26 protein-coding genes are annotated in these 22,188 nt (G+C 59.0%); 19 read left to right on the top strand and 7 right to left on the bottom strand.

Annotation, left to right across the window (positions count from 1 at the left end; genetic code table 11):
- Positions 1-8 precede the first annotated feature (8 nt).
- The 6 genes from purM to PW792_07545 are packed head-to-tail and all read left to right on the top strand — an operon-like array spanning position 9 to position 5,484.
- Positions 9-1,067, top strand: coding sequence for a phosphoribosylformylglycinamidine cyclo-ligase (gene purM, locus PW792_07570; protein MDE1161792.1), 1,059 nt, complete (start codon positions 9-11; stop codon positions 1,065-1,067).
- Positions 1,064-2,020 (top strand): phosphoribosylaminoimidazolesuccinocarboxamide synthase, encoded by a 957-nt coding sequence (locus tag PW792_07565; protein ID MDE1161791.1) that lies wholly within the window; start codon positions 1,064-1,066, stop codon positions 2,018-2,020. The genes purM and PW792_07565 overlap by 4 nt, the downstream gene beginning before the upstream one ends.
- On the top strand, positions 2,017-3,339 hold the full coding sequence (gene purD / locus PW792_07560) for a phosphoribosylamine--glycine ligase (protein MDE1161790.1): 1,323 nt from the start codon (positions 2,017-2,019) through the stop codon (positions 3,337-3,339). Before PW792_07565 ends, purD begins: the two co-directional genes overlap by 4 nt.
- Complete coding sequence (purN, locus tag PW792_07555) at positions 3,336-3,917, top strand: phosphoribosylglycinamide formyltransferase (GenBank protein ID MDE1161789.1); 582 nt, start codon at positions 3,336-3,338, stop codon at positions 3,915-3,917. The genes purD and purN overlap by 4 nt, the downstream gene beginning before the upstream one ends.
- A complete protein-coding gene (purE, locus tag PW792_07550) occupies positions 3,914-4,411 on the top strand; it encodes a 5-(carboxyamino)imidazole ribonucleotide mutase (GenBank protein ID MDE1161788.1) in 498 nt (165 codons plus the stop codon). Before purN ends, purE begins: the two co-directional genes overlap by 4 nt.
- Entirely contained in the window at positions 4,408-5,484 is a 1,077-nt protein-coding gene (locus tag PW792_07545; GenBank protein ID MDE1161787.1) for a 5-(carboxyamino)imidazole ribonucleotide synthase, read from the top strand. The genes purE and PW792_07545 overlap by 4 nt, the downstream gene beginning before the upstream one ends.
- Here PW792_07545 and lysA read toward each other — a convergent pair.
- From lysA to PW792_07530, 3 genes are all read right to left on the bottom strand, one after another.
- Positions 5,481-6,755 carry a diaminopimelate decarboxylase gene (gene lysA, locus PW792_07540; GenBank protein MDE1161786.1) on the bottom strand — a complete coding sequence of 425 codons (1,275 nt, stop codon included), beginning with the start codon at positions 6,753-6,755 and terminating at the stop codon, positions 5,481-5,483. The two genes, PW792_07545 and lysA, sit on opposite strands and share 4 nt — an antisense overlap.
- Positions 6,752-7,072, bottom strand: coding sequence for a PspC domain-containing protein (locus PW792_07535; protein MDE1161785.1), 321 nt, complete (start codon positions 7,070-7,072; stop codon positions 6,752-6,754). The genes lysA and PW792_07535 overlap by 4 nt, the downstream gene beginning before the upstream one ends.
- Before the next feature lie 62 nt (positions 7,073-7,134).
- Positions 7,135-8,274: a hypothetical protein gene (locus PW792_07530; protein MDE1161784.1), complete on the bottom strand. Its 1,140-nt coding sequence runs from the start codon at positions 8,272-8,274 to the stop codon at positions 7,135-7,137.
- Between the two features lie 208 nt (positions 8,275-8,482).
- Here PW792_07530 and PW792_07525 point away from each other — a divergent pair, with 208 nt between their 5' ends.
- The 3 genes from PW792_07525 to PW792_07515 are packed head-to-tail and all read left to right on the top strand — an operon-like array spanning position 8,483 to position 10,615.
- On the top strand, positions 8,483-8,779 hold the full coding sequence (locus tag PW792_07525) for a hypothetical protein (protein MDE1161783.1): 297 nt from the start codon (positions 8,483-8,485) through the stop codon (positions 8,777-8,779).
- A gap of 39 nt (positions 8,780-8,818) precedes the next feature.
- Positions 8,819-10,108, top strand: a complete 1,290-nt coding sequence (locus PW792_07520) for a carboxypeptidase regulatory-like domain-containing protein (GenBank protein ID MDE1161782.1) — start codon at positions 8,819-8,821, stop codon at positions 10,106-10,108.
- 9 nt (positions 10,109-10,117) lie between these two features.
- Positions 10,118-10,615 carry a DUF4149 domain-containing protein gene (locus tag PW792_07515; GenBank protein MDE1161781.1) on the top strand — a complete coding sequence of 166 codons (498 nt, stop codon included), beginning with the start codon at positions 10,118-10,120 and terminating at the stop codon, positions 10,613-10,615.
- A gap of 18 nt (positions 10,616-10,633) precedes the next feature.
- Here the strand turns inward: PW792_07515 and PW792_07510 are convergent, their stop codons facing one another.
- Positions 10,634-11,446, bottom strand: coding sequence for a thiazole synthase (locus PW792_07510; protein MDE1161780.1), 813 nt, complete (start codon positions 11,444-11,446; stop codon positions 10,634-10,636).
- Positions 11,447-11,456: 10 nt separating this feature from the next.
- Positions 11,457-12,974 carry a carboxylesterase family protein gene (locus PW792_07505; GenBank protein ID MDE1161779.1) on the bottom strand — a complete coding sequence of 506 codons (1,518 nt, stop codon included), beginning with the start codon at positions 12,972-12,974 and terminating at the stop codon, positions 11,457-11,459.
- Between the two features lie 348 nt (positions 12,975-13,322).
- On the opposite strand from PW792_07505, the gene PW792_07500 reads away from it, so the two are divergent.
- Together PW792_07500 and PW792_07495 are read left to right on the top strand one after the other, a co-directional pair.
- Entirely contained in the window at positions 13,323-13,544 is a 222-nt protein-coding gene (locus tag PW792_07500) for a DUF3185 domain-containing protein (protein MDE1161778.1), read from the top strand.
- A gap of 61 nt (positions 13,545-13,605) precedes the next feature.
- Entirely contained in the window at positions 13,606-15,009 is a 1,404-nt protein-coding gene (locus PW792_07495; protein MDE1161777.1) for a carbohydrate porin, read from the top strand.
- 24 nt (positions 15,010-15,033) lie between these two features.
- Here the strand turns inward: PW792_07495 and PW792_07490 are convergent, their stop codons facing one another.
- Together PW792_07490 and PW792_07485 are read right to left on the bottom strand one after the other, a co-directional pair.
- Positions 15,034-15,504: a hypothetical protein gene (locus tag PW792_07490; protein MDE1161776.1), complete on the bottom strand. Its 471-nt coding sequence runs from the start codon at positions 15,502-15,504 to the stop codon at positions 15,034-15,036.
- A 151-nt stretch (positions 15,505-15,655) separates the two neighbouring features.
- Positions 15,656-16,174, bottom strand: a complete 519-nt coding sequence (locus PW792_07485; GenBank protein ID MDE1161775.1) for a hypothetical protein — start codon at positions 16,172-16,174, stop codon at positions 15,656-15,658.
- 163 nt (positions 16,175-16,337) lie between these two features.
- Here PW792_07485 and PW792_07480 point away from each other — a divergent pair, with 163 nt between their 5' ends.
- The 8 genes from PW792_07480 to nuoF all read left to right on the top strand — a co-directional run bounded on the left by PW792_07480 (position 16,338) and on the right by nuoF (position 22,185).
- On the top strand, positions 16,338-17,255 hold the full coding sequence (locus PW792_07480) for a prepilin peptidase (protein ID MDE1161774.1): 918 nt from the start codon (positions 16,338-16,340) through the stop codon (positions 17,253-17,255).
- 101 nt (positions 17,256-17,356) lie between these two features.
- On the top strand, positions 17,357-17,764 hold the full coding sequence (locus tag PW792_07475) for an NADH-quinone oxidoreductase subunit A (protein MDE1161773.1): 408 nt from the start codon (positions 17,357-17,359) through the stop codon (positions 17,762-17,764).
- A gap of 52 nt (positions 17,765-17,816) precedes the next feature.
- Positions 17,817-18,326 carry an NADH-quinone oxidoreductase subunit C gene (locus tag PW792_07470; protein MDE1161772.1) on the top strand — a complete coding sequence of 170 codons (510 nt, stop codon included), beginning with the start codon at positions 17,817-17,819 and terminating at the stop codon, positions 18,324-18,326.
- Positions 18,326-19,690, top strand: coding sequence for an NADH dehydrogenase (quinone) subunit D (gene nuoD, locus PW792_07465; protein ID MDE1161771.1), 1,365 nt, complete (start codon positions 18,326-18,328; stop codon positions 19,688-19,690). The genes PW792_07470 and nuoD overlap by 1 nt, the downstream gene beginning before the upstream one ends.
- Complete coding sequence (locus PW792_07460) at positions 19,691-20,032, top strand: hypothetical protein (GenBank protein MDE1161770.1); 342 nt, start codon at positions 19,691-19,693, stop codon at positions 20,030-20,032.
- A complete protein-coding gene (locus PW792_07455) occupies positions 20,029-20,331 on the top strand; it encodes a transcriptional regulator (protein ID MDE1161769.1) in 303 nt (100 codons plus the stop codon). The genes PW792_07460 and PW792_07455 overlap by 4 nt, the downstream gene beginning before the upstream one ends.
- Before the next feature lie 9 nt (positions 20,332-20,340).
- Positions 20,341-20,850, top strand: a complete 510-nt coding sequence (locus tag PW792_07450; protein MDE1161768.1) for an NAD(P)H-dependent oxidoreductase subunit E — start codon at positions 20,341-20,343, stop codon at positions 20,848-20,850.
- Complete coding sequence (gene nuoF / locus PW792_07445) at positions 20,851-22,185, top strand: NADH-quinone oxidoreductase subunit NuoF (GenBank protein ID MDE1161767.1); 1,335 nt, start codon at positions 20,851-20,853, stop codon at positions 22,183-22,185.
- Positions 22,186-22,188: the final 3 nt, after the last annotated feature.

Genomic DNA, 22,188 nt, shown 5'->3' with positions numbered 1-22,188 from the left:
GAGACACGATGACAGACACAAACCGCACTATCGACTACAAGTCCGCCGGCGTCGACATCGAAGCCGGTAACGAAGCCGTGCGCCGTATGAAGCAGCACGTCGCCCGCACCCACTCGCCAGCCGTCCTCACTGGACTCGGCAGCTTCGGCTCCCTCTTCTCACTGCGCGAAGCTACCGAAGGTCTCGCGAATCCGGTCATGGTGCAAAGCACCGACGGCGTGGGCACAAAGACCAAGGTTGCCGTGATGGCTGGGCGCTATGAGGACCTTGGCCGCGATCTTGTTGCCGCCGTTGCAGGCGATATCGCCGTGCTCGGCGCAAAGCCACTCACCTTCCTCGACTACCTCGGCGTGCACAAGGTTGAGCCGCACATCATCGAAGAGCTTGTGCGTGGCATGAGCGACGCCTGTGCCGAAGCAGGTATCGCGCTTGTCGGTGGAGAGACCGCTGAGATGCCTGCCGTGTACGCTCCCGGCGAACTCGACGTCGTTGGCTTCATTACCGGCGTCGTCGATCGGACCAAGCTACTCGACGGCAGCACCACGCAGGCTGGCGATGTTGTCTATGGCGTCCAGTCGACGGGCTTGCATACCAACGGCTGGTCGCTTGCTCGCAAGCTTCTTTTCGACGTTGCCGGTCACGGCATTCACGACACACCTGCGGAGCTCGGCGGAAAGTCTCTTGCAGACGTTCTGCTTGCTCCACATGCAAACTACGTGCAGCCCATTCGTCGCGCACTCGATACAGGCCTGCCCATCCGCGGCATGGCTCACATCACCGGTGGCGGCCTCGTGGAAAACACACCACGCGTTCTCCCCGAAGGACTCGGCGCAGACATCAACATCAACGCCTGGGACGGGCAGCCGATCTTCGCGATGATGCAGGGTCTCGGAAACATTGACCGCGAAGAGATGCACCGCGTCTTCAACATGGGCATCGGCCTGGCGGTCATCGCTCCGGCTGGTCTGCTCTCTGAGCTCTCTGCGGCATTCGCTCCGTTCAAGGTCTGGGAGATTGGCAGCATCACCGACGCACACACCGGCGTCCAGCTTTCGGAGGGCGTGTGATCGACCAGAAGACGTTGATGGAGGCTATTCCCAACTGCCTCACCGCAACCGGCCTTCCCCTGCCGTCGAAGTATCCCGGCAAGGTGCGCGACACGTACGACCTTGGCGACGGACGTCTGCTGCTCATTACCTCTGACCGACAGAGCGGCTTCGACCGCATGCTTGGAGCGATTCCGTACAAGGGCCAGGTGCTCAACCGCACCTCGCTCTCATGGTTTCAGAAGACCGCGCACATCGTCCCAAACCACGTCCTCTCCAGCCCACACGCGAACGCTCTGCTCGGCCGCAAATGCACCGTTCTGCCGATTGAGTTCGTTGTCCGCGGCTACCTTACGGGCTCGACCGATACGTCTATCTGGACAAAGTATCAAAACGGCGAGCGCAGCTTCGCGGGTCTTGAGTTAGCAGAGGGCATGAGCAAGAATCAGCCGCTGCCGCGCAACGTCGTCACCCCAACCACGAAGGAAGCCACGCACGATCGCCCCATCACCGGTGAAGAGATTGTCCGTGACGGCTGGCTCACGGCAGACCAATGGGCGTACTGCGAGGCGAAGACGCTTGAGCTCTTCGCCTTCGGTCAGGCAGAAGCAGCGAAGCACGGCCTTATCCTCGTGGACACCAAGTACGAGTTCGGTGTCGATAGCGAAGGCACGATCCGTCTTATCGACGAAGTGCATACTCCCGACTCTAGCCGCTACTGGCTCGCGCCAACGTATGAAGAGCGCGTTGCCAAAGGACAAGAGCCAGACATGATCGATAAGGAGTTCTTTCGTCTCTGGTTCCGCGAACGCTGCGATCCGTACAAAGACGAAGTGCTGCCAACGGCTCCGCCAGAGCTGATTGCAGAGCTCTCCTCGCGCTACATTCAGCTCTTTGAAACCATCACCGGCGAAACCTTTACGCCCGATCTTCGTCCTCTCGAAACAACCGTGATGGAGTCTCTGCAGGCATGACAGAACGCATTCTTATCGTTGGCTCCGGCGCTCGTGAGCATGCCATCGCTGAAGCTTTGGCTCGCTCCACGCAGGCCCCTGAGTTGCTCTGCTTTGGCAGCGCACGCAACCCCGGCATCGCGAAGCGCTCCATTGCTTACACCACAGGCAATACCTCCGACGCGCTCGCCGTCGCTCGCTTCGCGGTAGAACAACACGCAACGCTTGCGATCGTTGGCCCTGAAGATCCTCTCGCAGCTGGTGTCTCAGATGCGTTGTGGAGCGCAGGCATCCCTGCTGTCGGGCCCACCAAAGCTCTTGCCCAGCTTGAGTCGAGCAAAGCCTTCACGCGTTCGCTTGTAGACGCTGCAGGCATCGATGCCAACCCGGCCTTTGCACGCTTCACCTCCATGGAGGGCGTTGAAGCATGGCTGGCTCAGTTTCCCGATCGCCATGTCGTGAAAGATGACGGCCTCGCTGGTGGCAAGGGAGTGAAGGTCTTCGGCGATCATCTTCACTCCGTCGCCGAGAGCGTCGCGTACTGCAAAGAACTCACCGCAGCCGGACGTCCCTTCGTGTTGGAAGAAAAGCTCATTGGCCAGGAGTTCTCCCTGCTCAGTTTCACCGATGGAACGACCGTGCGCCACATGCCCGCCGTACAGGACCACAAGCGCGCGTATGAAGGCGACCGCGGGCCTAACACTGGCGGCATGGGAACTTATACCGACGCAGACGGCTCGCTTCCCTTCCTCGAGCCCTCCGACATCGCCGCCGCCCGAGACATTAACGAGCGCGTGATCGCAGCCGTTCGTGCAAAGTGCGGTGAGCCGTATCGCGGCATTCTTTATGGCGGATTCATCGCCACGGCGGATGGCGTTCGTCTCATCGAATACAACGTTCGTTTCGGCGATCCCGAATCGCTCAATCTGCTTACGTTGCTCCAAACAGACTTCGTAACTCTCTGCCGCGCCATCGTCAGCGAACGGCTCGACTCGCTCGATGTTGAGTTCGCGACTAAAGCCAGCGTCTGCAAGTACATCGTGCCAGAAGGCTACCCCGAAGCTCCACGCAAGGGGGATGCGATTGCGATCCCGGCACAGCTTCCTGCAGGTGTTACAGCCTACCTTGGTGCAGTCGATGAGCGCGATGGAGTCATCGTCGCTACCGGCTCACGCACCGTTGGCTTCGTCGGCACAGGCGCAACCATCGCTGAAGCGGAAGCTCGCTGTCAGCAGGCATGCGAGCTCATCAGCGGACCGTTCTTCTTCCGCTCAGACATAGGAACACCCGCCGCGCTCGACACGCGCATCGCGCACATGAACGAGGTGCGTGGCCGATGAGTGCAGCACTGAAGGTTGCCGTCATCGGCTCCACACGTGGTACTGCGATGCAAGGCATTCTCGATGCTATTCGCGCAGGTGACCTCAACGTCGAGATCGTTCTGGTAGCCTCCGACCGCGAACAAGCCGGAATTTTAGAGCGTGCGCGAACACACAATCTCTCCGCGCTTTTTATCCCAGGCAAAGGTCGCGCACGGGAAGAGTTTGAAGCTGATCTGACGAACGCTCTTCGTGCCGCAGGCGCAGAACTTGTGCTGATGATTGGCTTCATGCGCATCGTCACGCCGCAGTTCGTCAACGACTGGCGCGGCCATCTGCTCAACGTGCATCCATCACTGCTCCCACTCTTTGCGGGCGGCATGAACATGGACGTCCACTCTGCGGTTCTAGCGAGTGGCACAGATGAAACGGGCTGCACGATTCATCACGTCACAGAAGACGTCGACGCAGGCCCGATCGTGTTGCAACTGCGCTGCCCCGTCTTACCTGATGACACGGTGGAGTCGCTGCAGGCACGTGTGCAAGCGCTCGAACAACAGGCATTCGTGCAGGTCCTTAGAGACTGGAGGAAGCGATGAAGAAGAAGCAACCGCTAGCAGGCATCATCATGGGTTCGAAGTCCGACTGGCCCACGCTGGAAGTCGCCGCCAAAACGCTCGAAGAGTTCGGTATCCCGTACGAGGTTGAGGTTGTCTCGGCCCACCGCACTCCCGACAAGATGATGCGTTACGCAGAGTCCGCGAACGAGCGCGGCCTCCGCGCCATCATCGCCGGAGCAGGCGGAGCCGCACATCTTCCCGGCATGGTCGCCTCCAAGACGACCGTCCCCGTGCTCGGCGTTCCTGTGAAGAGCCGTGCGCTCAACGGACTCGACTCGCTGCTCTCCATTGCACAGATGCCCGCAGGCATACCGGTCGCAACCTTCGCTATCGGCGAAGCGGGTGCACGCAACGCCGCACTCTTCCTCGTCTCCATGCTCGCAGCGCACGATGAAACGCTTGCTCGCAAGATCTCACTCTTCCGCAGCAAGCAAACGAAGACCGTACTGAAGGGACCGGATCCGCGCAAATGAGCACACCCTCAAAACCGCGCGTTGGAGTTCTGGGCGCAGGGCAGCTTGCTCTGATGCTTGCTGAAGCAGGTGCACGTATCGGCGTCGATGTGATCTGCGCTGGCTCCCCTGCAGATTGCGCATCGCAGGTCGCCACGGTTCTTCCCGTGGACCTCGAAAGCGCCGAAGAGGTGCAGAAGTTTGCGCGTGGTGTCGATGTGCTGACGCTTGAAAGCGAGAACGTCGACGCCTCCGTGCTCGCTGATCTACCGACCCTCGCGCCCAACGCGCGCGCGGTAAAGATCGCGCAGGACAGGCTCTTCGAAAAAGACTTCCTGCGTTTTCAGGGAGTTCGTACCGCGCCCTATGCCGAGGTCAGCAGCCTGCGCGACCTTCGTGCTGCGCTCGAAGAGATCGGCGCCCCAAGCATTCTCAAGACACGCCGTCTCGGCTACGACGGTCGCGGCCAGGTTCGCATCGCACATATCGACGAGGCTGGCTCCGCATGGGCCCACACGGGCGGAGCCCCCTGCATACTCGAAGGTATGGTGAACTTCCGCTGTGAGGTCTCACTGATCGCCGCGCGTAGTGCTACCGGTGAAACGGCTTTTTATCCTCTTATCGAAAACAAGCATCGCGCTGGCATTCTGCGCGTGTCTACCGCTCCCTACCTTGATGCAACCTTGCAGGCAGAAGCAGAAAAAGCGCTTAGCTCACTTCTAGACGCACTGGAGTACGTCGGTGTACTCACCGTTGAGTTCTTCGTCACTCCCAGCGGCCTGGTCGCCAACGAAATGGCGCCGCGCGTCCACAACTCCGGTCACTGGACGATCGAAGGTGCGGTCACATCGCAGTTTGAAAACCACCTGCGTGCCGTGCTTGGCTGGCCACTCGGTCCCACCACGAGCGAGCCCACGGTGATGCTCAACTGCATTGGTAAAATGCCTTCGCTCGAAGCCACGAATGCGTATCCTGCGCTGCACCGCCATGACTATGGCAAGGCTGCACGCATCGGCCGCAAGGTAGGCCATCTAACGACAGCGGCCTCCGAAGAGGCCACTATCGAGCATTGGCGTAAGGTTCTCGAAGACTAGTAAAGCTCGGCGGCGAAGAGGTCGTCGAGCGTCTCTCGCCGACGAATCAGCACGATTTCGCCGTTCTCGATCAGTACTTCTGCCGGATGCACACGCGTGTTGTAGTGCGACGCCAGCGACATCCCGTAAGCACCAGCATCGAGCAGAGCAATCAGGTCTCCGCCGCGCAACTCCGGAGTCTCGCGGTCCTGCGCGAAGAAGTCTCCGCTCTCGCAAACCGGACCTACGATGTCGGCGCGACTCGCCGGACGCGAAGCATCCAGCACGACCGGCACGATCTCATGATGCGCCTTGTACAGCGCCGGACGAATGAGATCATTCATCGCCGCATCGGCAATCACAAAACGCTTCGTACCATTTTGCTTCGTGTAGAGCACGCGCGTAATCAACGTACCAGCCTGCGCGATGATGAAGCGCCCCGGTTCCAACAGCAAGTGAGCATCGAAGCCTTCGAGAACGCCGCGCAAGGCCTGCGCATACGCTATCACGCTCGCCTTGGGATCAAACGCCGCCTGCCCGTACTCGATGCCAAGTCCACCACCTGCATCGACGTTGCGAATGTTCAGACCTGCCGCGCGAAGGTCCAGCACCAGGTCCTTTACACGCTGCAGCGCTGCGGCGAAAGGCTCTACCGAACGAATCTGCGAACCGATATGTACGCTTACACCGGTGGGGTCGATGCCCTGCAACTCTGCGGCCCGCTGATACACCGCACGAGCTCGTGCGATCGCAATACCGAACTTGTGTTCGCTCATGCCGGTCGAAATGTAAGGGTGCGTTTCGGCAAAGACGTCGGGGTTTACACGCAACGCCACGCGAGCGACCTTGCCCAAAGCCTGCGCACGCTCTGAGAGCAACTCGAGCTCGGCTTCGCTCTCTACGTTGAACTGCAGAATGCCAGCGTCGAGCGCAGCATCCATCTCCCACGGCAGCTTGCCAACGCCCGAGAAAACAACGCGCCCCAAAGCCTCAGGAGCAGCGCGACGAACGCGCTCCAACTCGCCGCCCGAAACGATGTCAAAGCCGCAGCCCTCAGCCGCCAGCCGCTTCAGCAGCGCCAGTGCCGAGTTCGCCTTCACGGCATAACAAACCGTGTGGCTGACACCGGCAAAGCCTGCCTGAATCATCGCTACGCGCTCACGCACAGCGTCAGCGGAGTAGACATAAAGCGGCGTACCGAACTGGTCGGCAAGCACGGACAAACTTACGCCGGAGCACTCGAGGTGATCTCCGGCGTAAACAAACGGCCTGGGCGAAGCAGAAGAACTCACGACACCATGTTACCCGGCTGCGGCGTCATCACATAATCCGCGTTCGGCATCACCACCCACGCCACGATGTACGCAATGATCGGTACACCAGCAAACAGAATGCTGAGCGCCACAATCAAGCGAACGATCGCAACGTCGATGCCATAGTGCATCGCAAGCCCTGCACACACGCCAGCCACCATACGACCTTCGCGAGGACGAACAAAGCGCGAGGGCCGCGGGCCATACTCATAGGCAGCCGAGCTAACAGCCGCTCCACACCCGCTGCAAAAGCGAGCTCCAGGTTCAATTGCCTTTCCACAATTCGTGCAGTTCATAGCGTTTGCCTCCAAACTCCTTGCACAATGGGTTACGCAAATGTCGCTGCCACAGTTCCCTTTTATTTATTGATGAACGGCTGCTTCAGATACTTTCTCGCCGCATCTGCCTGCGATTGATCACCGCTCGGCGCGGCCGCCATCTGGTAGAGGCGTACAGCCTGCTGGCGATCATGCAGCAGATCGAACATATTGCCTGCGTTCAACTGCGCGCGCTTACGCAACCAGTCGCTGCAGTTGGGCTGTTCTGCGGCACGCAGAAAGCTGTTCGCCGCACCCTGAATGTCGTTATACCCTCGCTGCGTCTCACCTAATCCGAAGTACGCAAGCTGCAAGCGCGGTTCGACAAAGTAACCTGGCCGTCCAGCATCCTCCAGCACTTTCTTGTACTCGGCAATCGCCTGCAGGCCCTGGCCTTCGTCCTTCAGCAGATTGGCAACTTCAAGCCGGAAAAGAAAGTCATGCGGATACTGCTGTGCCAGTGAGTGTTCCACATCAAGCGCTTCCTTGTAGCGCCCGTCATGACGCAGAAACAGGCTCAGAGCTGTTCGCGACTCAACGCTTGTCACTGCGCCATGTGCAGCCGACAGGCGGAGCATCTCGAGCCCCTTCTGCTTGTTTCCGCCAACGCCCACGATTCCGACGATAAGCCGAAGGAAGCGAGGCAGACTCGCCACTGCATACTGCTGAATCCCTACCGCCATGTTGGCGTCCGCATACTGCGGATCAATCTTCAGTGCGTCTTCTGAGTCGTTGCGTGCGGAGTATCCCTGCCTCGCCGCCGCAGACCATGCATGGTCTGCCAGCGTGATAAACGCGGCGTGCATCCCCTTGGCATACGAACGAGCAAACAAGGCATTGCGATCATTGGAGTCCTTCTTCAACGCCTCATCGCACATTCCGATGACTCGGTTCGTCAGGTCTTCAATCTGCTGGCGAACCTGTGGAGAGACGTTCACCTGCCGCTTGTTCAGCAGAAATGAATCATGCGCGTAATAGGTGGTGTCGAGCAGGTCCTGAAGGTATAGTTCGCGAAAGATCGTTCCGAGCAGCAGGTAGTTCCACGCCATCGGGTCGTTCGCATGTTGCTGCGCGATCACATGCCACTGCGAAAGTGCTGCATCGAAGTCAAGATTGTAAAATTTATCGAAAGCCTGCCGGACCTGCGGGTCGACGTTGAGTGGAGCGGTATGCGGCGGCATGGCAACCTGGCCTAACATCTTTGGCCCCAAGAGCATACCTGCCAGCAAGAGCCCCGCTTGTACCATCCGCTTCACATCTACCCCCAACCTCTTGACCACGCGGCGTCCGCCTTCTCCGCTACGAATTCGTTACTAATAACGGCCAATCTGCGAATTTAGACTATACCTTCAACGCCAAGTGAGCGTATAAAAGTCCCAAATGGAATCAATGGTCGCTATTCTTGCACCGCTATTCGTCGCAGCGGCCTGTATTGCCTACGTCTTCTGGACCCAGAGCAAATTAACACCCCCTGCAAAGCACTCTCGTCTGAACTACATCCAAGAACGTAAAGCTGTTGTCTATGAGAACCTGCGCGATCTGAACTTCGAATATCGTGCTGGCAAGTACCCTGCCGCAGACTACGAAGAGCAGCGTACGGCTCTCGAGAATGAAGCCTCGACCTTGATTGCTGAAGCCACACGGATCGAGTCCGCACCGGTAAACTCCAGCATGACTGCACGCTAAACGCCCATTCCCGGGCGTTGCAGGTTGTATCCTTAGCGTGTGCCTCAGCATTTTTATCGACTCGCCGCGCTCTCCGTTCTCGCTCTCCCGCTTTCGGCTCTTGCCGCATCGCCCATTACTGGCGTTGTAACGAACAAGACCACGGGGAAACCCGCCGCGGGCGATACGGTTGTTCTCATCCGTCTCGCTCAGGGAATGCAGGAATCCACTCGCACCCAGACGGACAGCAAGGGTCATTTCACCCTTCAGGTGCCTGATGACGGCCTGCACCTCGTGCGAGTCACGCACGACAAGGCAAACTACTTCCGCCCAGCACCTCCGGGCACGCAGTCCGTCGAGTTGGACGTTTATAGCGCCGCTGCGCACGTTAAGGGTGTCACCACCGAAGCCGTCGTGATGCGTCTTCAGACAGACCCTTCCGGCACGTCGCTCAAGATCGTCGAGAACTTCTTCATCAAGAACGAGTCGACTCCTCCGACCACCCAGTTCTCCAACGCACCCTTCGATTTCTACCTGCCCGATGGCGCCGTCATCGAAGGCTCTGCAGCGCTCGCCCCCGGTGGCATGCCCGTGCAGGCTGCTCCAGTACCGCTTACGGACAAGGGACACTTCACCTTCCTCTTCCCCATCCGTCCCGGCGAGACCCGCTTCCAGGTGACCTATCACCTGCCATACAGCGGCAAGATCGACTTCGATCCAAAGATCTCCAGCACGACCGGCACTATTGCCCTCATGATGCCGAAGAGCATGAAGTTCACCCCGGTCCCCGGTAGCCCCTACAGCCCCGTGGATGACGATGTAAATGCTCAAACAGTTGTTGCGCGTAACGTCTCGACCAGCGCACCGATCAGCTTTACGCTCACGGGCACCGGCCAGCTTCCGCGCGACTCGCAGAACCCCGATCAGGGCTCGCAAGGCGCGCCGGCAGCTTCTGCAGGTGCCGCTGGTGCTGGAACAGTCCCTGCTACCGAGAACACCACTCCGGGCAAGGGCCTCGACAATCCGCTCGACCCCGAAGGCAGCCGCACCCCGCTCGACAAGTACAAGTACTGGATCCTTGCCGGTCTGCTCCTTGCCTTTGCTGTAGCTGCAGGTGTTCTTCTTCGCAAGCCTTCGAGCACGCAGACAGCATCTGCTCCTCAGCTTCCCCCGCAGGCTCCAGGCACGCACGACGATCGCCTGCTGGCCACGCTCAAGGAAGAGCTCTTCTCCCTCGAGACGGAACGTCTACAGGGCAAGCTGACCGAAGAGCAATACGCCGAGCAGAAAGCGGCACTTGAAGCTGTTCTTCGACGCTCCCTGGCTCGCCAGGACTCCACAAAGGCATAACCTAACGGTATGGCGCTTCTTTTTCGCAGCATCCGGTTAATCGCACTGGCCCTCTGGGTCGGTGCGATTGTCTTTTTTATCGCAGTCACGGCCGTGGCATTCCGGGCGATGCCCATCCATGAGGCCGGGATCATCGTGCGCGGATCACTGCTCTCCCTGCATCGCATCGGCCTGATCGCCGGAACGTTCTACATCTTCTTTACGTTGGCTCTGCTCTCCACCCAGCGCGACACACACCCGGCACGCGCAGCAGAACTGGCGCTCGTCGTCTCCATGATGGCGCTCACCGCGTACTCGCAGATGTCCGTGATCCCACGCATGGAAAACGATCGCCTGACGCTTGGCGGCGATGTGAGCAAGGCAAACCAGGACAACCCCGCCTACAAACACTTCAGCCGCCTGCACGGCCTGAGCGTGAAACTTGAGGGGGTTGTTCTATTTGAAGGGCTTGCCCTGCTGGTGCTCGCAGCGGTCCACGGCCGCGACGACTTCGACCGCTTCGCCTAACCGCTTGCGCTGCAGCCGTTAGCTTCGGGGAGAAACGCCTTCCAACGGCGAGCTCGCCGAAGCATATAGCTTCTTCGGCATTCGTTGTGCCAGAAACGCTTCGCGCCCCGCTTCCGTAGCCTTCTTAAAAGCAGAGGCCATCTTCAGCGGATCCTTTGCGCCTGCAATGGCGGTGTTCAGCAGCACGGCATCGAAGCCCATCTCCATCGCCAGCGCAGCATCCGAAGCCGTTCCCAGGCCGGCGTCCACGATAAGGGGCACCTCGGTAATGAGCTCGCGCATCATGCGCAGCGTGTAGGTATTCGCGATGCCCAGCCCAGTACCAATTGGCGCCCCCAGAGGCATAACGGCAGCTGCGCCAGCATCAATCAAGCGTTTCGCAAAGACAATATCATCAGTGGTATACGGAAGAACCGTAAAGCCTTCCTTCACCAAAACCTTCGTTGCCTCGAGTGTTGCCTGAACGTCGGGGTAGAGCGTAGCCTGGTCGCCGATCACTTCGATCTTCACCCAATCCGAGAGCCCCACTTCACGCGCCAGACGAGCCGCGCGGATCGCTTCGTCCGCCGTATAGCAACCCGCCGTATTCGGGATCAGGAAGTAACGCTTCGGGTCAATGTAATCGAGCAGCGACTCCTTTGAGCGGTCGAGGTTGACCCGACGCACCGCAACGGTCACCAGCTCCGTGCCAGACACTTCCATGCACGCCGCCGTCTCCGGCCCGTCCTTGTACTTGCCTGTGCCGACGATCAGGCGTGACCGAAAGGTCTTGCCGGCAAGTACGAGCTCATCCGAGGCGGTAACGTGGGGTTCCAGAACAGCAGTTTCCATGCTGCTTATGCTACTCCGGCTTGCTGAGGGAGTTCCAGAAGCTGCAGTGGTGCGCATCGTATACCGCCCCACTCGGGGTGATGGATTCGCCGTGCTCACCGAGTACCAGCACGGTCTTCTTGGCGTCGAACGCAGGAAACGCCGAAGGCTTCTGCCGTCCGAAGCCTACCCAGAACTGCATCAGCTTGTCGGCAAACCGCTTCTGCTCTGCACTCAGGGGTCCTTCCGCGGACTGATACGCGTAGAGATACTGCAACTCCGCTGTATGAAACGCGCCGGGATGGTAGCCTTCCGGACGCTTGATCTCCGAGCCAAGTGAGCGGAACGGCGGCACCGTACGATCGGCAAACTCGTATACGCTGACAGGCGTCCACTTCTCAGCTTCTGCCGCCTCTTTCAGCGAACTACACGCCATGAACTGATCCCCCACGGCGGCTCCGAGCGCATACTCCCGATGCGGGTACTCCGCTTCCGGATACAGCTTCGAAACCTCAGTCGCATGTGTGCCAAACTTCAGCTCAAACTGCTTCTGCAGCCCCTCACTTGAAAGCGGATAGAGCCCGTGCTGGAAAGGCCACATCTCGTCGCGCGTGAAACCGATGAGAAGCGGCACATGCGTGAAGTGTCCATCAGCAATCGCAACGTCTGCAGGCTCGGGCAAAAGCTTCGTGCCATACACCGAGATCCCCAGCTTACCGAAGCGGCCCCCGCTCCAGCCATCGAGAATCGCCCTGACCGGCTTCGCACGAAGACATGACAGCGCCTCTGTAGAAGTGCATCCCAGCTTCGTTGCAAACGCTTTGCCATCCTCCATGGCCTCTGCCTGCGAAACTCCGTGCTGGCATGCTCCACTTTGCAATATCGCCTGCCGCTGCAAGCCCTTTGAAGCCGGCGACGCAAGCTCTGTGCACATGTCCATCGAGCCCGCGCTCTGGCCCGAGATCGTCACATCCGCAGGATTGCCTCCAAACGCAGCGACGTTCTCCTTCACCCAGCGCAGCGCCGCAACCTGGTCTTCGAGCATGAAGTCACCCGCATCAGCATCCATCCCAGGAGCAGCCAGCAGCCCGAACACACCGAGCCGATACGCAGGCATCACTACAATCGCGTGGGTCACTTCAGCCATGCGCATACCGTCGTAAATTGCCGTTGATCCCCAAAGATTCGCTCCGCCGTGGAAGAAGACCATGACGGGCAGCTTTGTGCCCTTTCGCGCTATCTTCGGCGCGTAGACGTTCAGGTACAGACAGTCTTCCGTTTCGCTGCGCAGCCCATCGCCGCTGATCAGTGCCGGGCAAGCTGGCCCAGATTTTTCTGCCGCGCGAACTCCCCTCCAGGTCTTCACTGGCATCGGTTCATGCCAGCGCAGTTCGCCGACCGGAGCGGCGGCAAACGGAATCCCCAGAAAACTATTTGAGCCAAATCCACTTATTCCGCGAACCTCGCCCGAGACAAGATTCACAACTGGCCCCTGTGCGTAAGCCACAGGAGCAACAAGGCACAGCATCAGCAGAAGACGTTTCATCATGGACTTCAAGATCCTGTTCGCAGAGCAGATTTTCATCAGGGTACAGAAACACAATCGGCCTGCCCCGAAGGACAGGCCGATATGCGGTGGACTGTTGAGATTAACCTGAGGACACCCGTTCCCGGAGTGGGCCTCGGCAGAGGAAGAACTACGAAAAACCTGCCAGGTCTAAGGCAAACAGGCGCCTTAAGCCTCAGTCACCTCACGTGCGATGTTGCAACTGTTACTGTCAATTTTCATAGGCTGGACCATCCTCCTTTCCCGTGTACCTCGAGAAATACGCCCACTCTTTTTGCGTGTCAAGCCGCTACCTTTAAAAAGTGCATCACAACAGCTAAGGAGACAGGCATGAAGGCTGCTACTGCAATTGGCATCGTATTGATCCTGCTTGGCATAGTGGGATTTGCTGTTGGAGGATTTTCATTTACACACGAAAAGAAAGATGTCGACATGGGTCCGTTACAGATTTCGCACCAGAAGAAGGAATCTGTACCGATACCGCCCATCCTTTCCGGCATCGCCTTGATCGGTGGTCTTGCTCTGGTTGTCGTTGGAGCGCGCAATAAGTAGTCGTACCAAGAACAACTTGGTCTTACAGAAGCTTCATGCAACTCCCGTAGACTGGGTGCGCATGAAGTTTTTTCTCCTTGGCACGCTCCTCGCCACCAGCGCCCTTTGCGCAGCGCAATCTCCACCTCCCGCAGAGGTGCCGACGGACGTGCCAGTAACGATATTTCCGCACGCCGACCGCTGGCCTATTTTTGTTGCTGGTCAAGCGAACATCGTCTTCCAGGCGCACCCGGGCTTTCACTCCCCGTACGAAGGTCAGAACTCTCTGCTGGCTCGCGGCGAGTACAAGACGTCGCTCGTCGGCACGCTTTACACGGGTCTGCAGGTGGTTCGTCAGCCGCGCTTTGCTACCGATGTTCTCTTCGATCTGGAAAGCGCGGGCGGCCGCGGCATTTCGCAGGCACTCGGCCTCGCTGGCTTCACGAATATGGATGTCGTCCGCAACCCCAGCCTGGGGCCGGTTCCCTACGTTGCCCGAGCGGAACTCCGCACCACGCTCGGCCTCAGCCATGACACAACAAGCTCGCAACGCACGCCCTTTAGTCTGCCCGTTACTCTACCCTCGCGACGCCTTGAACTGCGCTTCGGCAAGATGAGTATGCCCGATCAGTTTGAGACCAACGCTGTTGGATCCGACGATCATCTGCAGTTCCTCAACTGGACCGCCAACAATAACGGCGCGTGGGATTATGCTGCCGATACGCGTGGGTATACCGTCGCGGCGATCGCTGAGTACACGGATCACGCTCTGCAATTGCGCTATGGCCTTGCTCTGATGCCAACTGTAGCCAACGGTCTCGATCTCGAGTGGAACCTTCGCCGCGCTCACGCAGACAACTTCGAAGCGGATTGGAATCAAGGGCCGCTTGCCCATTGGCTCAGCGAACGGAAGGGCGCTATCCGGCTCCTGGGCTTCGTCAATCACGCCAATATGGGGCTCTACCGCAACGCCGACCGCGATGCGTTACAGGAGCGCGCTGCTGGCTTCACCGGCGCAACACCCGACATCACGGCACATCCCGCCGGCACAACCGTGAAGTATGGCCTCGGTCTCAACTTCGATCAGGAGTTGACCTCAACCTTGCGCGTTTACGGACGGTTCGGATGGAACGAAGGCCAACACGAAAGTTACGCCTACACCGAAGTGGATCAGATCTTCTCCGGCGGCATGGACCTCACCGGCGATCGCTGGCACCGGGCGCATGACAAGTTTGGCGTTACGGCCATCTCCAACGCCATTAAACGCGACCACCAGGAGTACCTTGCACTTGGTGGTGAAGGCTTTCTACTCGGCGATGGCAGCCTTCGATACGCACGCGAAGACATCCTCGAGGCCTACTACACAGCGCATAACTGGCGTGGACTCTTCACCGCATTCGACTTGCAAGTCGTAGCGCATCCCGGATACAACGCCGACCGTGGCCCGGTCGCAGTCTTCTCCGTACGCTCGCACATCGACTTCTAATCAAAGTCGCCCAGCGAAGGCGTTTCAGCGGCGAATCGTGCCGTTACGCCGCAGCTCAAACAGTCTGCATTTGATCCAGAACACGCATCCAATATCGAAGAGAACAAAGCCTGTAGCCGCGATCTCGATGGCTGTACCGTAGAGCGCAACTTTCGTTGCCAGCCGAACGTTCTGCGGCTCTCCGTGCGGAAATTCGACAGCGAACTGGCGAGCCTCTTTGTACTTGTCCTGATTCGTGCCGGTCGGCACCGTCCACCAGTGCACCACGCCGTCTTCCGCACGGTAGCGAAATACCGCAGAGTAAGTCAGTTCCCCGGCCGCGTCTGTTCCCGTGACGATCTTCTCCACTACAGCGGTGGTATGGGCCATTCGCTGATCGTGGATCATGACCCATCCAGCCAGCAACACACCGACACTCGCCAGCACGAGGCCGATCCATATCCCTGCAGACTTCGCCGCTACCATCCAGCGCGCAGGCTCTTGCATTTGCTTCACAACGCTCGCAGTCAATCCGTTCCCCAGACGCGCCCGAAGAACAGACGCCAGAACTCATTATCGCCCCGCGCAAAACAAGATGCGACCGTCCCAAAGGATCAGCCGCATCTTTACCTCTTCAACTGCGCTTATTTTCGCAGCGAAGCGAGTGTTAGCGATGTCCACCACCGCCGCCATGACCACCGCCACCGCCGTGCGACCCGCCGCCACCACCACCGTGATAGCCGCCTCCACCGCCACCGCCGTGGTAACCACCGCCGCCGCCACCATGGTAGCCACCACCACCGCGATAGGCATTACCGCCATAACCGCCGCCGTGATAACCGCCACCACCGTAGTAGCCACGGCCACCGCCGTAATAGCCGCCACGGCCGTAGTAACCGCTGCCGCGATAGTAGCCACCACGACCGTAATAGCCGTAGCCGCCGCCGTAATAACCGCGGTGATACCAGGGACCAGCGCCGATAAACGCACCGTTGTAGAACCAATCAGAGTTGTAATAGCCATACGGAGCGCACGCATAGGGCGCATAGCCGTAGTAACCGTACTCGCAGGCAGGCGGCCCGCCAACACCTACACCAATGGAAACCTGTGCCTCCGCGCGCGAAGTCATGAAAGCCAGCGGCGCTAAAAGCAAGCTGAGAAAAGCGATCTTACGAAGAAAACCCATCTGGAACCTCCTCCATCCGGCCCAACGGTCCTGAGATATCCGCCGAACCCCGAAGACGCTAACTTCTGCGCTCCGTTGTTAGTTAGAACCCGATGAGTTCGCAGATGTTGCTCTCTTTCTTCATGAGTGTTTGTTGACCCCGCGCAAAACCTATACTGGACTTATGATCTCTCTGCCCGCTGTCGAGCTAGCCACCTTCTTCTTCGGCCTGTTACTTGGCAGCTTCTTGAACGTCTGCATCGCCCGCCTCCCGGCCCAGAAGAGCATCATCAAGCCCGGCTCGCACTGTCCGCACTGCCTCACTCCCATCCGCTGGTACGACAACATTCCCGTCCTCAGCTTTCTTTTTCTCCGAGGCCGTTGCCGCAGTTGTTCCACAAAAATCTCTGCGCAGTACCCTCTCGTTGAACTGGCCGTCGGCCTCTGGTTTGTCTTCGCCACGCATCACACCGCCGTCGCGCTCGCCAACCCGGAACTCCTCGGCAGCACAGCCGTTCTCGAAGGCGTAGCTCTCGCCGCCACAGGCTTTCTGCTGATAGGCGTCCTCGTTACCGACTGGCAAACGCAAATCATTCCCGACGGCTTCACCTTCTCGGGTATGGCACTGGGCTTCTTCCTCGTTTGCGTCGAAACCGTCTTCCTGCCGCCCGGCGACGACGACATCCATATGAAGCACCAACTGCGGCTCTCCAGCCCCGGCTCCATGGTCGAACGCGGCGATGTCTTCCTTACCGGCACCGAGCACCTCGTCTTCGGCCGCCTCGGTGCGATTCTTGCTGCCGCAGGCATTCTGCTCGCCGTCCGAATGATCTATAAAGCGCTTCGTAAGCGCGAAGGCCTCGGCCTGGGCGATGTAAAGCTCCTCGCGATGATCTCCGCCCTCCTCGGCTTGTACCCTGCCTTGCTCGCGCTCTTTCTGGGTGTCATCCTCTGCTCGTTGTACGCCGTCGCCATGCTATTGCGTGGAAAAGCTTCGGGAGCGACACGCCTTCCTCTCGGCAGCTTTCTGGCCATCGGCGGACTGCTCGCTGCATCGGTTGGTCCGATCATCCTCAACTGGTACACCGGATTGTTACGCTAAAACACTAAAACGGACTCATTCAGGCCGAATTCGGACGTGTGCGCTTATCCACCGCCGAAGCTTGACCCTTGACGATCACACTCCTAAACTCAAAAATGCCTATGCAAGCCAATCCATACATCTGGCAATACTTCCCGCTCGCGATTCAGATCGTTGTCGCGCTCGGAATGGCGGGAGGAATGATTGCTGCTTCCTTCCTGCTCGGCAAGCACAAACGGAACAAGACCAAGCTCAGCGCCTATGAGTGCGGCATGGATCCGGTCGGCGATGCTCGCGGCCGTTTCTCCGTGCGCTTCTACATGGTGGCCATGCTTTTCATCCTGTTCGATGTGGAAGCCGTCTTCACGCTGCCCTGGGCCGTAATCTACAAGCAGCTCCCGGCTATCACCGGAAACCGCTTCTTCGGTTTCTGGGAAATGTTTGTTTATATGGGCTTCGTCGGCGTTGGCCTCTTCTATGTCTGGAAGAAGGGCGTACTCAACTGGGCCAACGACAAGGCTGACCTCTAACTTTTTTGATTTGCTGACAGCGAAGTCAGCCGCGCAACGAGTAGGAGACTGGATGTCTGATCCCGCAACCACCCCCGCCACACCGGAAGCCGTATTCGGCAAGGAAGCCGTGGCGGCAGCGTTTGCCAACCACGCCGCTATCACCGGTCTCGAAGCCTTCATCGTCGATGCCAAGTGGGACCGCCAGGAGCTGACTCTCACCGTCGCTCCGGAAAATATCGTCGCCGCCTGCAAGGCCGCTCAGGCCTCCGGTTACAACTTCTTCGAAGATTGCACTGCGGTTGACTGGTACCCCTCGGAGCCGCGCTTTCAGGTGACCTATCACCTGCTCTCGCACCGCCTCAAGGAGCGCATCCGCCTTATCGCACGCGTGCATGGCGATGACCCCGTCATCGAGTCCATCACCTCCGTCTGGCCTGCTGCGAACTTCTACGAACGCGAGGTCTTCGACCTCTTCGGTGTGCGCTTCACCGGCCATCCCCGCCTCACCCGCATCATGATGCCCGACAACTGGAACGGCCATCCGCTCCGCAAGGACTACCCCGTGGAGGGTTACCGCTAATGAGCCCGACCGACCTGCTCGAAAAGCCCGAAGGCGCCGTCGAACCGAACCGCGAGCCCATGCACGGCCGCAACACCCAGATTTCGGGTGCCACGCTTACCGGCTTTATCCCTGCCGAAGACCTCATCATCCCCGACGTCAAGGATGTGGTGGAAGAGTCTGCCTCCGGCCGCGCTCCTGAAGGCTCTGATCCCGTCTCCGACAAAACGATGGTCCTCAACATGGGCCCACAGCACCCGTCCACGCACGGTGTGCTGCGTCTTGTCATTGAAATCGACGGCGAAACCGTCGTCTCGCTTGCACCAGACATCGGCTACCTGCACACGGGTATCGAGAAGACCTGCGAAGCCAAGTTCTACAACCAGGTCACGCCGCTAACGGATCGCATCGACTACCTCTGTCCGATGACGAACAACACGGCCTACGCCCTGGCAGTCGAGAAGCTGCTGCAGCTCGAGATTCCTGAAAAGGCGCAGTGGATGCGTGTGCTCTTCAACGAGCTCACCCGCATCCAGTCGCACCTCGTCTGGCTCGGCACGCACGCCATGGATATCGGCGCGCTTACCGTCTTCCTCTACTGCTTCCGCGAGCGCGAAGAGCTTCTCCGTATCTTTGAGGCTGTCTCCGGCCAACGCATGATGACCAGCTACGTCCGCATCGGCGGCGTTGCGCTGGAGCCGCCCGTCGGCCTCTTCAAGAAGATTCGCGCGTTCCTCGAAGACTTTCCCTCCAAGATTGAGCAGTACGAAGGCTTGCTCCAGAACAACCCCATCTGGATCGGCCGCCTCAAAGGCATCGGCTACCTCACCGCAGAACAGGCCGTCGCTCTCGGCGTTACCGGCCCGCCGTTGCGCGCTTCCGGCGTTGACTTCGATCTTCGTCGCGACATGCCGTACTCCAGCTACGAGAAGTTCCAGTTCAACGTTCCGGTTGCGACAGAAGGTGACGTCTGGGCTCGCTACATCGTTCGTATGCAGGAAATGCGTGAGAGCGTGAAAATCTGCCTGCAGGCGCTCGACGGTATGCCCGAAGGCCGCATCGTCGCTCACGCCCCGAAGATTCTGGTTCCGGATCGCGAGCAGATGAAGACGCAGATGGAATCCCTAATCCATCACTTCAAGATTGTGACCGAAGGCTTCCAGGTTCCAGCTGGCGAGGCGATGAGCGCAGTTGAAGCTCCGCACGGCCAGATGAACTACTACGTCGTCTCAGATGGTACGGCTAAGCCGCAACGCGTCCACGTTCGCAATGCCGACTTCTGCACTCTGCAGGCGCTCGAAACCATGTGCAAGGGGCAGTTGATTGCCGACGTGGTTGCCGTGATTGGTTCTATCGACATCGTGCTTGGAGCGATTGACCGTTAAATGACTCTCTCCGCCATCCACGGGAAGCTCGACAGCTCTATCAACGATGATGAATCACGTTGGTGGCGTATGAATGTTCTCTGCTGCGCCACAAGCTTTCTTCTTGTCGCAACAGCATTCTCTTCGATCAAGAGCGGACATACGTACTGGTGCGCGGCGGCTCCTGTTTTGTACCTAATCGCGTGGAACAGCCTTAGCAAGAGTAAAAACATCTTCGTAGCTTCGTTCTCTGCAGTTGATGTGACCGTTCGGTCTAAGTTCATGGCCGAACTGGCATCAGCTGTCACGGGATTAAACCTTGTTCTATTGATTCTCGTTATCTTCTTCATTCGGCGACCATGAACGGATCGCTCCAAACCGAACTCTGGACTTCGTGGGCGGCAGTCCTCCGCAGTTACGCCGCAGCCCACGGCTTGAACGCCCCGCAGCACGCCGTAGTTGAGGTAAGCGCGGAAAGAATTACCCTTCGGGTCGGCAGCCGCTGGCTGGCCTTTACCCCCGAAGCGATGGAAACCAGCGAAGGCATTGAAAAGGCCTTTGCGCTGAACGAAGACGGGAGCGTTTCCATCGGAGACGATGCCCCGGAAGAGATGGACTTCGCCGCCGAGCACTTTGCGCGTGAAGTGATGTTTGAGGAGTAGAGGCCAACGATGGCAGCCGTAACCAACTCGATCTTTACCCCGGCCTACGCCGAGCGGTTCGATAAACTCGCGACCATCTATCCGATGAAGCGCTCGGCACTCGTTCCTATGCTGCTTTACGCGCAGGACGATCTCGGCTACGTCAGCGATGAAGCTATTGCTGAGATCTCCGTTCGTCTCGACCTGCTCGAGCTGGACGTTCGCGGCGTGCTTTCGTACTACTCGATGCTCCGCACCAAGCCTGCAGGCAAGTACAACGTGCAGGTCTGCACGAACATCTCCTGCATGTTGCGCGGCGGCTTCGAGCTGCTTGACCACTGCAAGAAGGAACTCGGGATCGGTCACAAGGAAGTCACCGAAGACGGTCTTTTCTCGCTGGAAGAAGTCGAGTGCATTGGTGCCTGCTGCTGGGCGCCCGCCGTGCAGGTGAACTACGACTTCCACGACAATTTGACGCCCACCAAGATGACCCAGATCCTCACGGACTACCGCGAAGGCCGTGGAAAGGACGTGAAGTAAATGCCCACTCTCGTCTCCCATCCTGACGAAGTCAAAGTCATCAGCCGCCGCTTCGGCGCTGGCGCTGCCGATATTGACAAGTATGTTGAGCTTGACGGCTATAAGGCTGTTCAGAACGCCATCGAAAACGGCCCCGAGTGGATCATCAATGAGATGAAGGCCTCCGGCCTCCGTGGTCGTGGCGGCGCAGGCTTCCCCACCGGCATGAAGTGGTCGTTCGTGCCCAAGGTCTCCGAGAAGCCCAAGTACGTCCTCGTCAACGGCGATGAATCCGAGCCCGGAACCTGCAAGGATCACGTCATCTTCCTGCATGACCCGCACTCTGTCATCGAAGGCACCATGATCGCGGGTCTCGCCATCGGCGCGAAGACGGGTTTCATCTACCTGCGCGGCGAGTATCGCTACCTGCTCAAGATCGTTGAGAAGGCCGTCGCGGATGCCTACGCGAAGGGCTACCTCGGAAAGAACATCTTCGGCAAGGAAGGCGTGGACTTCGACATCATCACGCAGTCCGGCGCGGGAGCTTACGAAGTAGGCGAAGAGTCGGCCCTGATGGAGTCACTCGAAGGCAAGCGCGGCGTTCCGCGCATCAAGCCTCCGTTCCCTGCTGTCGTCGGCCTTTATGGCGGCCCGACGGTCATCAATAACGCCGAAACCATCGCTTCCGCCCCGCACATCCTGCTGATGGGTGGCGAGAAGTACGCCAAGCTCGGCTCTGAGCGCAATGGCGGTACGCGTCTCTTCGGCATCAGCGGACACGTCGAACGCCCTGGCGTCTACGAACTCCCGATGGGTTACAACCTGCACGATGCGATCTACAAGGTCGCTGGCGGCGTGAAGGACGGCAAGCAGCTCAAGGCTGTCGTCCCCGGTGGTTCCTCCTGCCCGGTTCTCCGGCCCGACGAGCTCAACGTCGGCCTCGACTTTGACCAGATGGGCAAGGCCGGCACGATGCTTGGCTCCGGCGGCATCGTCGTCCTCGACGAGAGCGTTTCCATCGTCGAATTTGCGCTCCGTACGATCCGCTTCTACCAGCATGAATCCTGCGGTTGGTGCATCCCCTGCCGCGAAGGCACGGACTGGCTGAAGAAGACGATGACCCGCTTCCATGCCGGTGGCGGCACGAAGAAGGACATCGACAACATGCAGTACCTCGCCGAGAACATGATGGGCCGCACCTTCTGCCCGCTTGGTGATGCTGCAGCGATGCCTATGCTGGGCTTTTACAAGAAGTTCCGCGCAGAGTTTGAAGAGTACCTCGAAGGCAAGCGCGTCGAGAATCCTCTCATCCAGATCACCCCCGTAGGTCAACCAGCCCTCGCAGGAGCCCACTAGCCG

It is taken from the genome of Acidobacteriaceae bacterium (assembly GCA_028283655.1).
GTDB lineage: Bacteria > Acidobacteriota > Terriglobia > Terriglobales > Acidobacteriaceae > Granulicella.
Note: the sequence above shows the minus strand (reverse complement) of the source record. Positions and strands in the feature narration are given on the sequence as shown.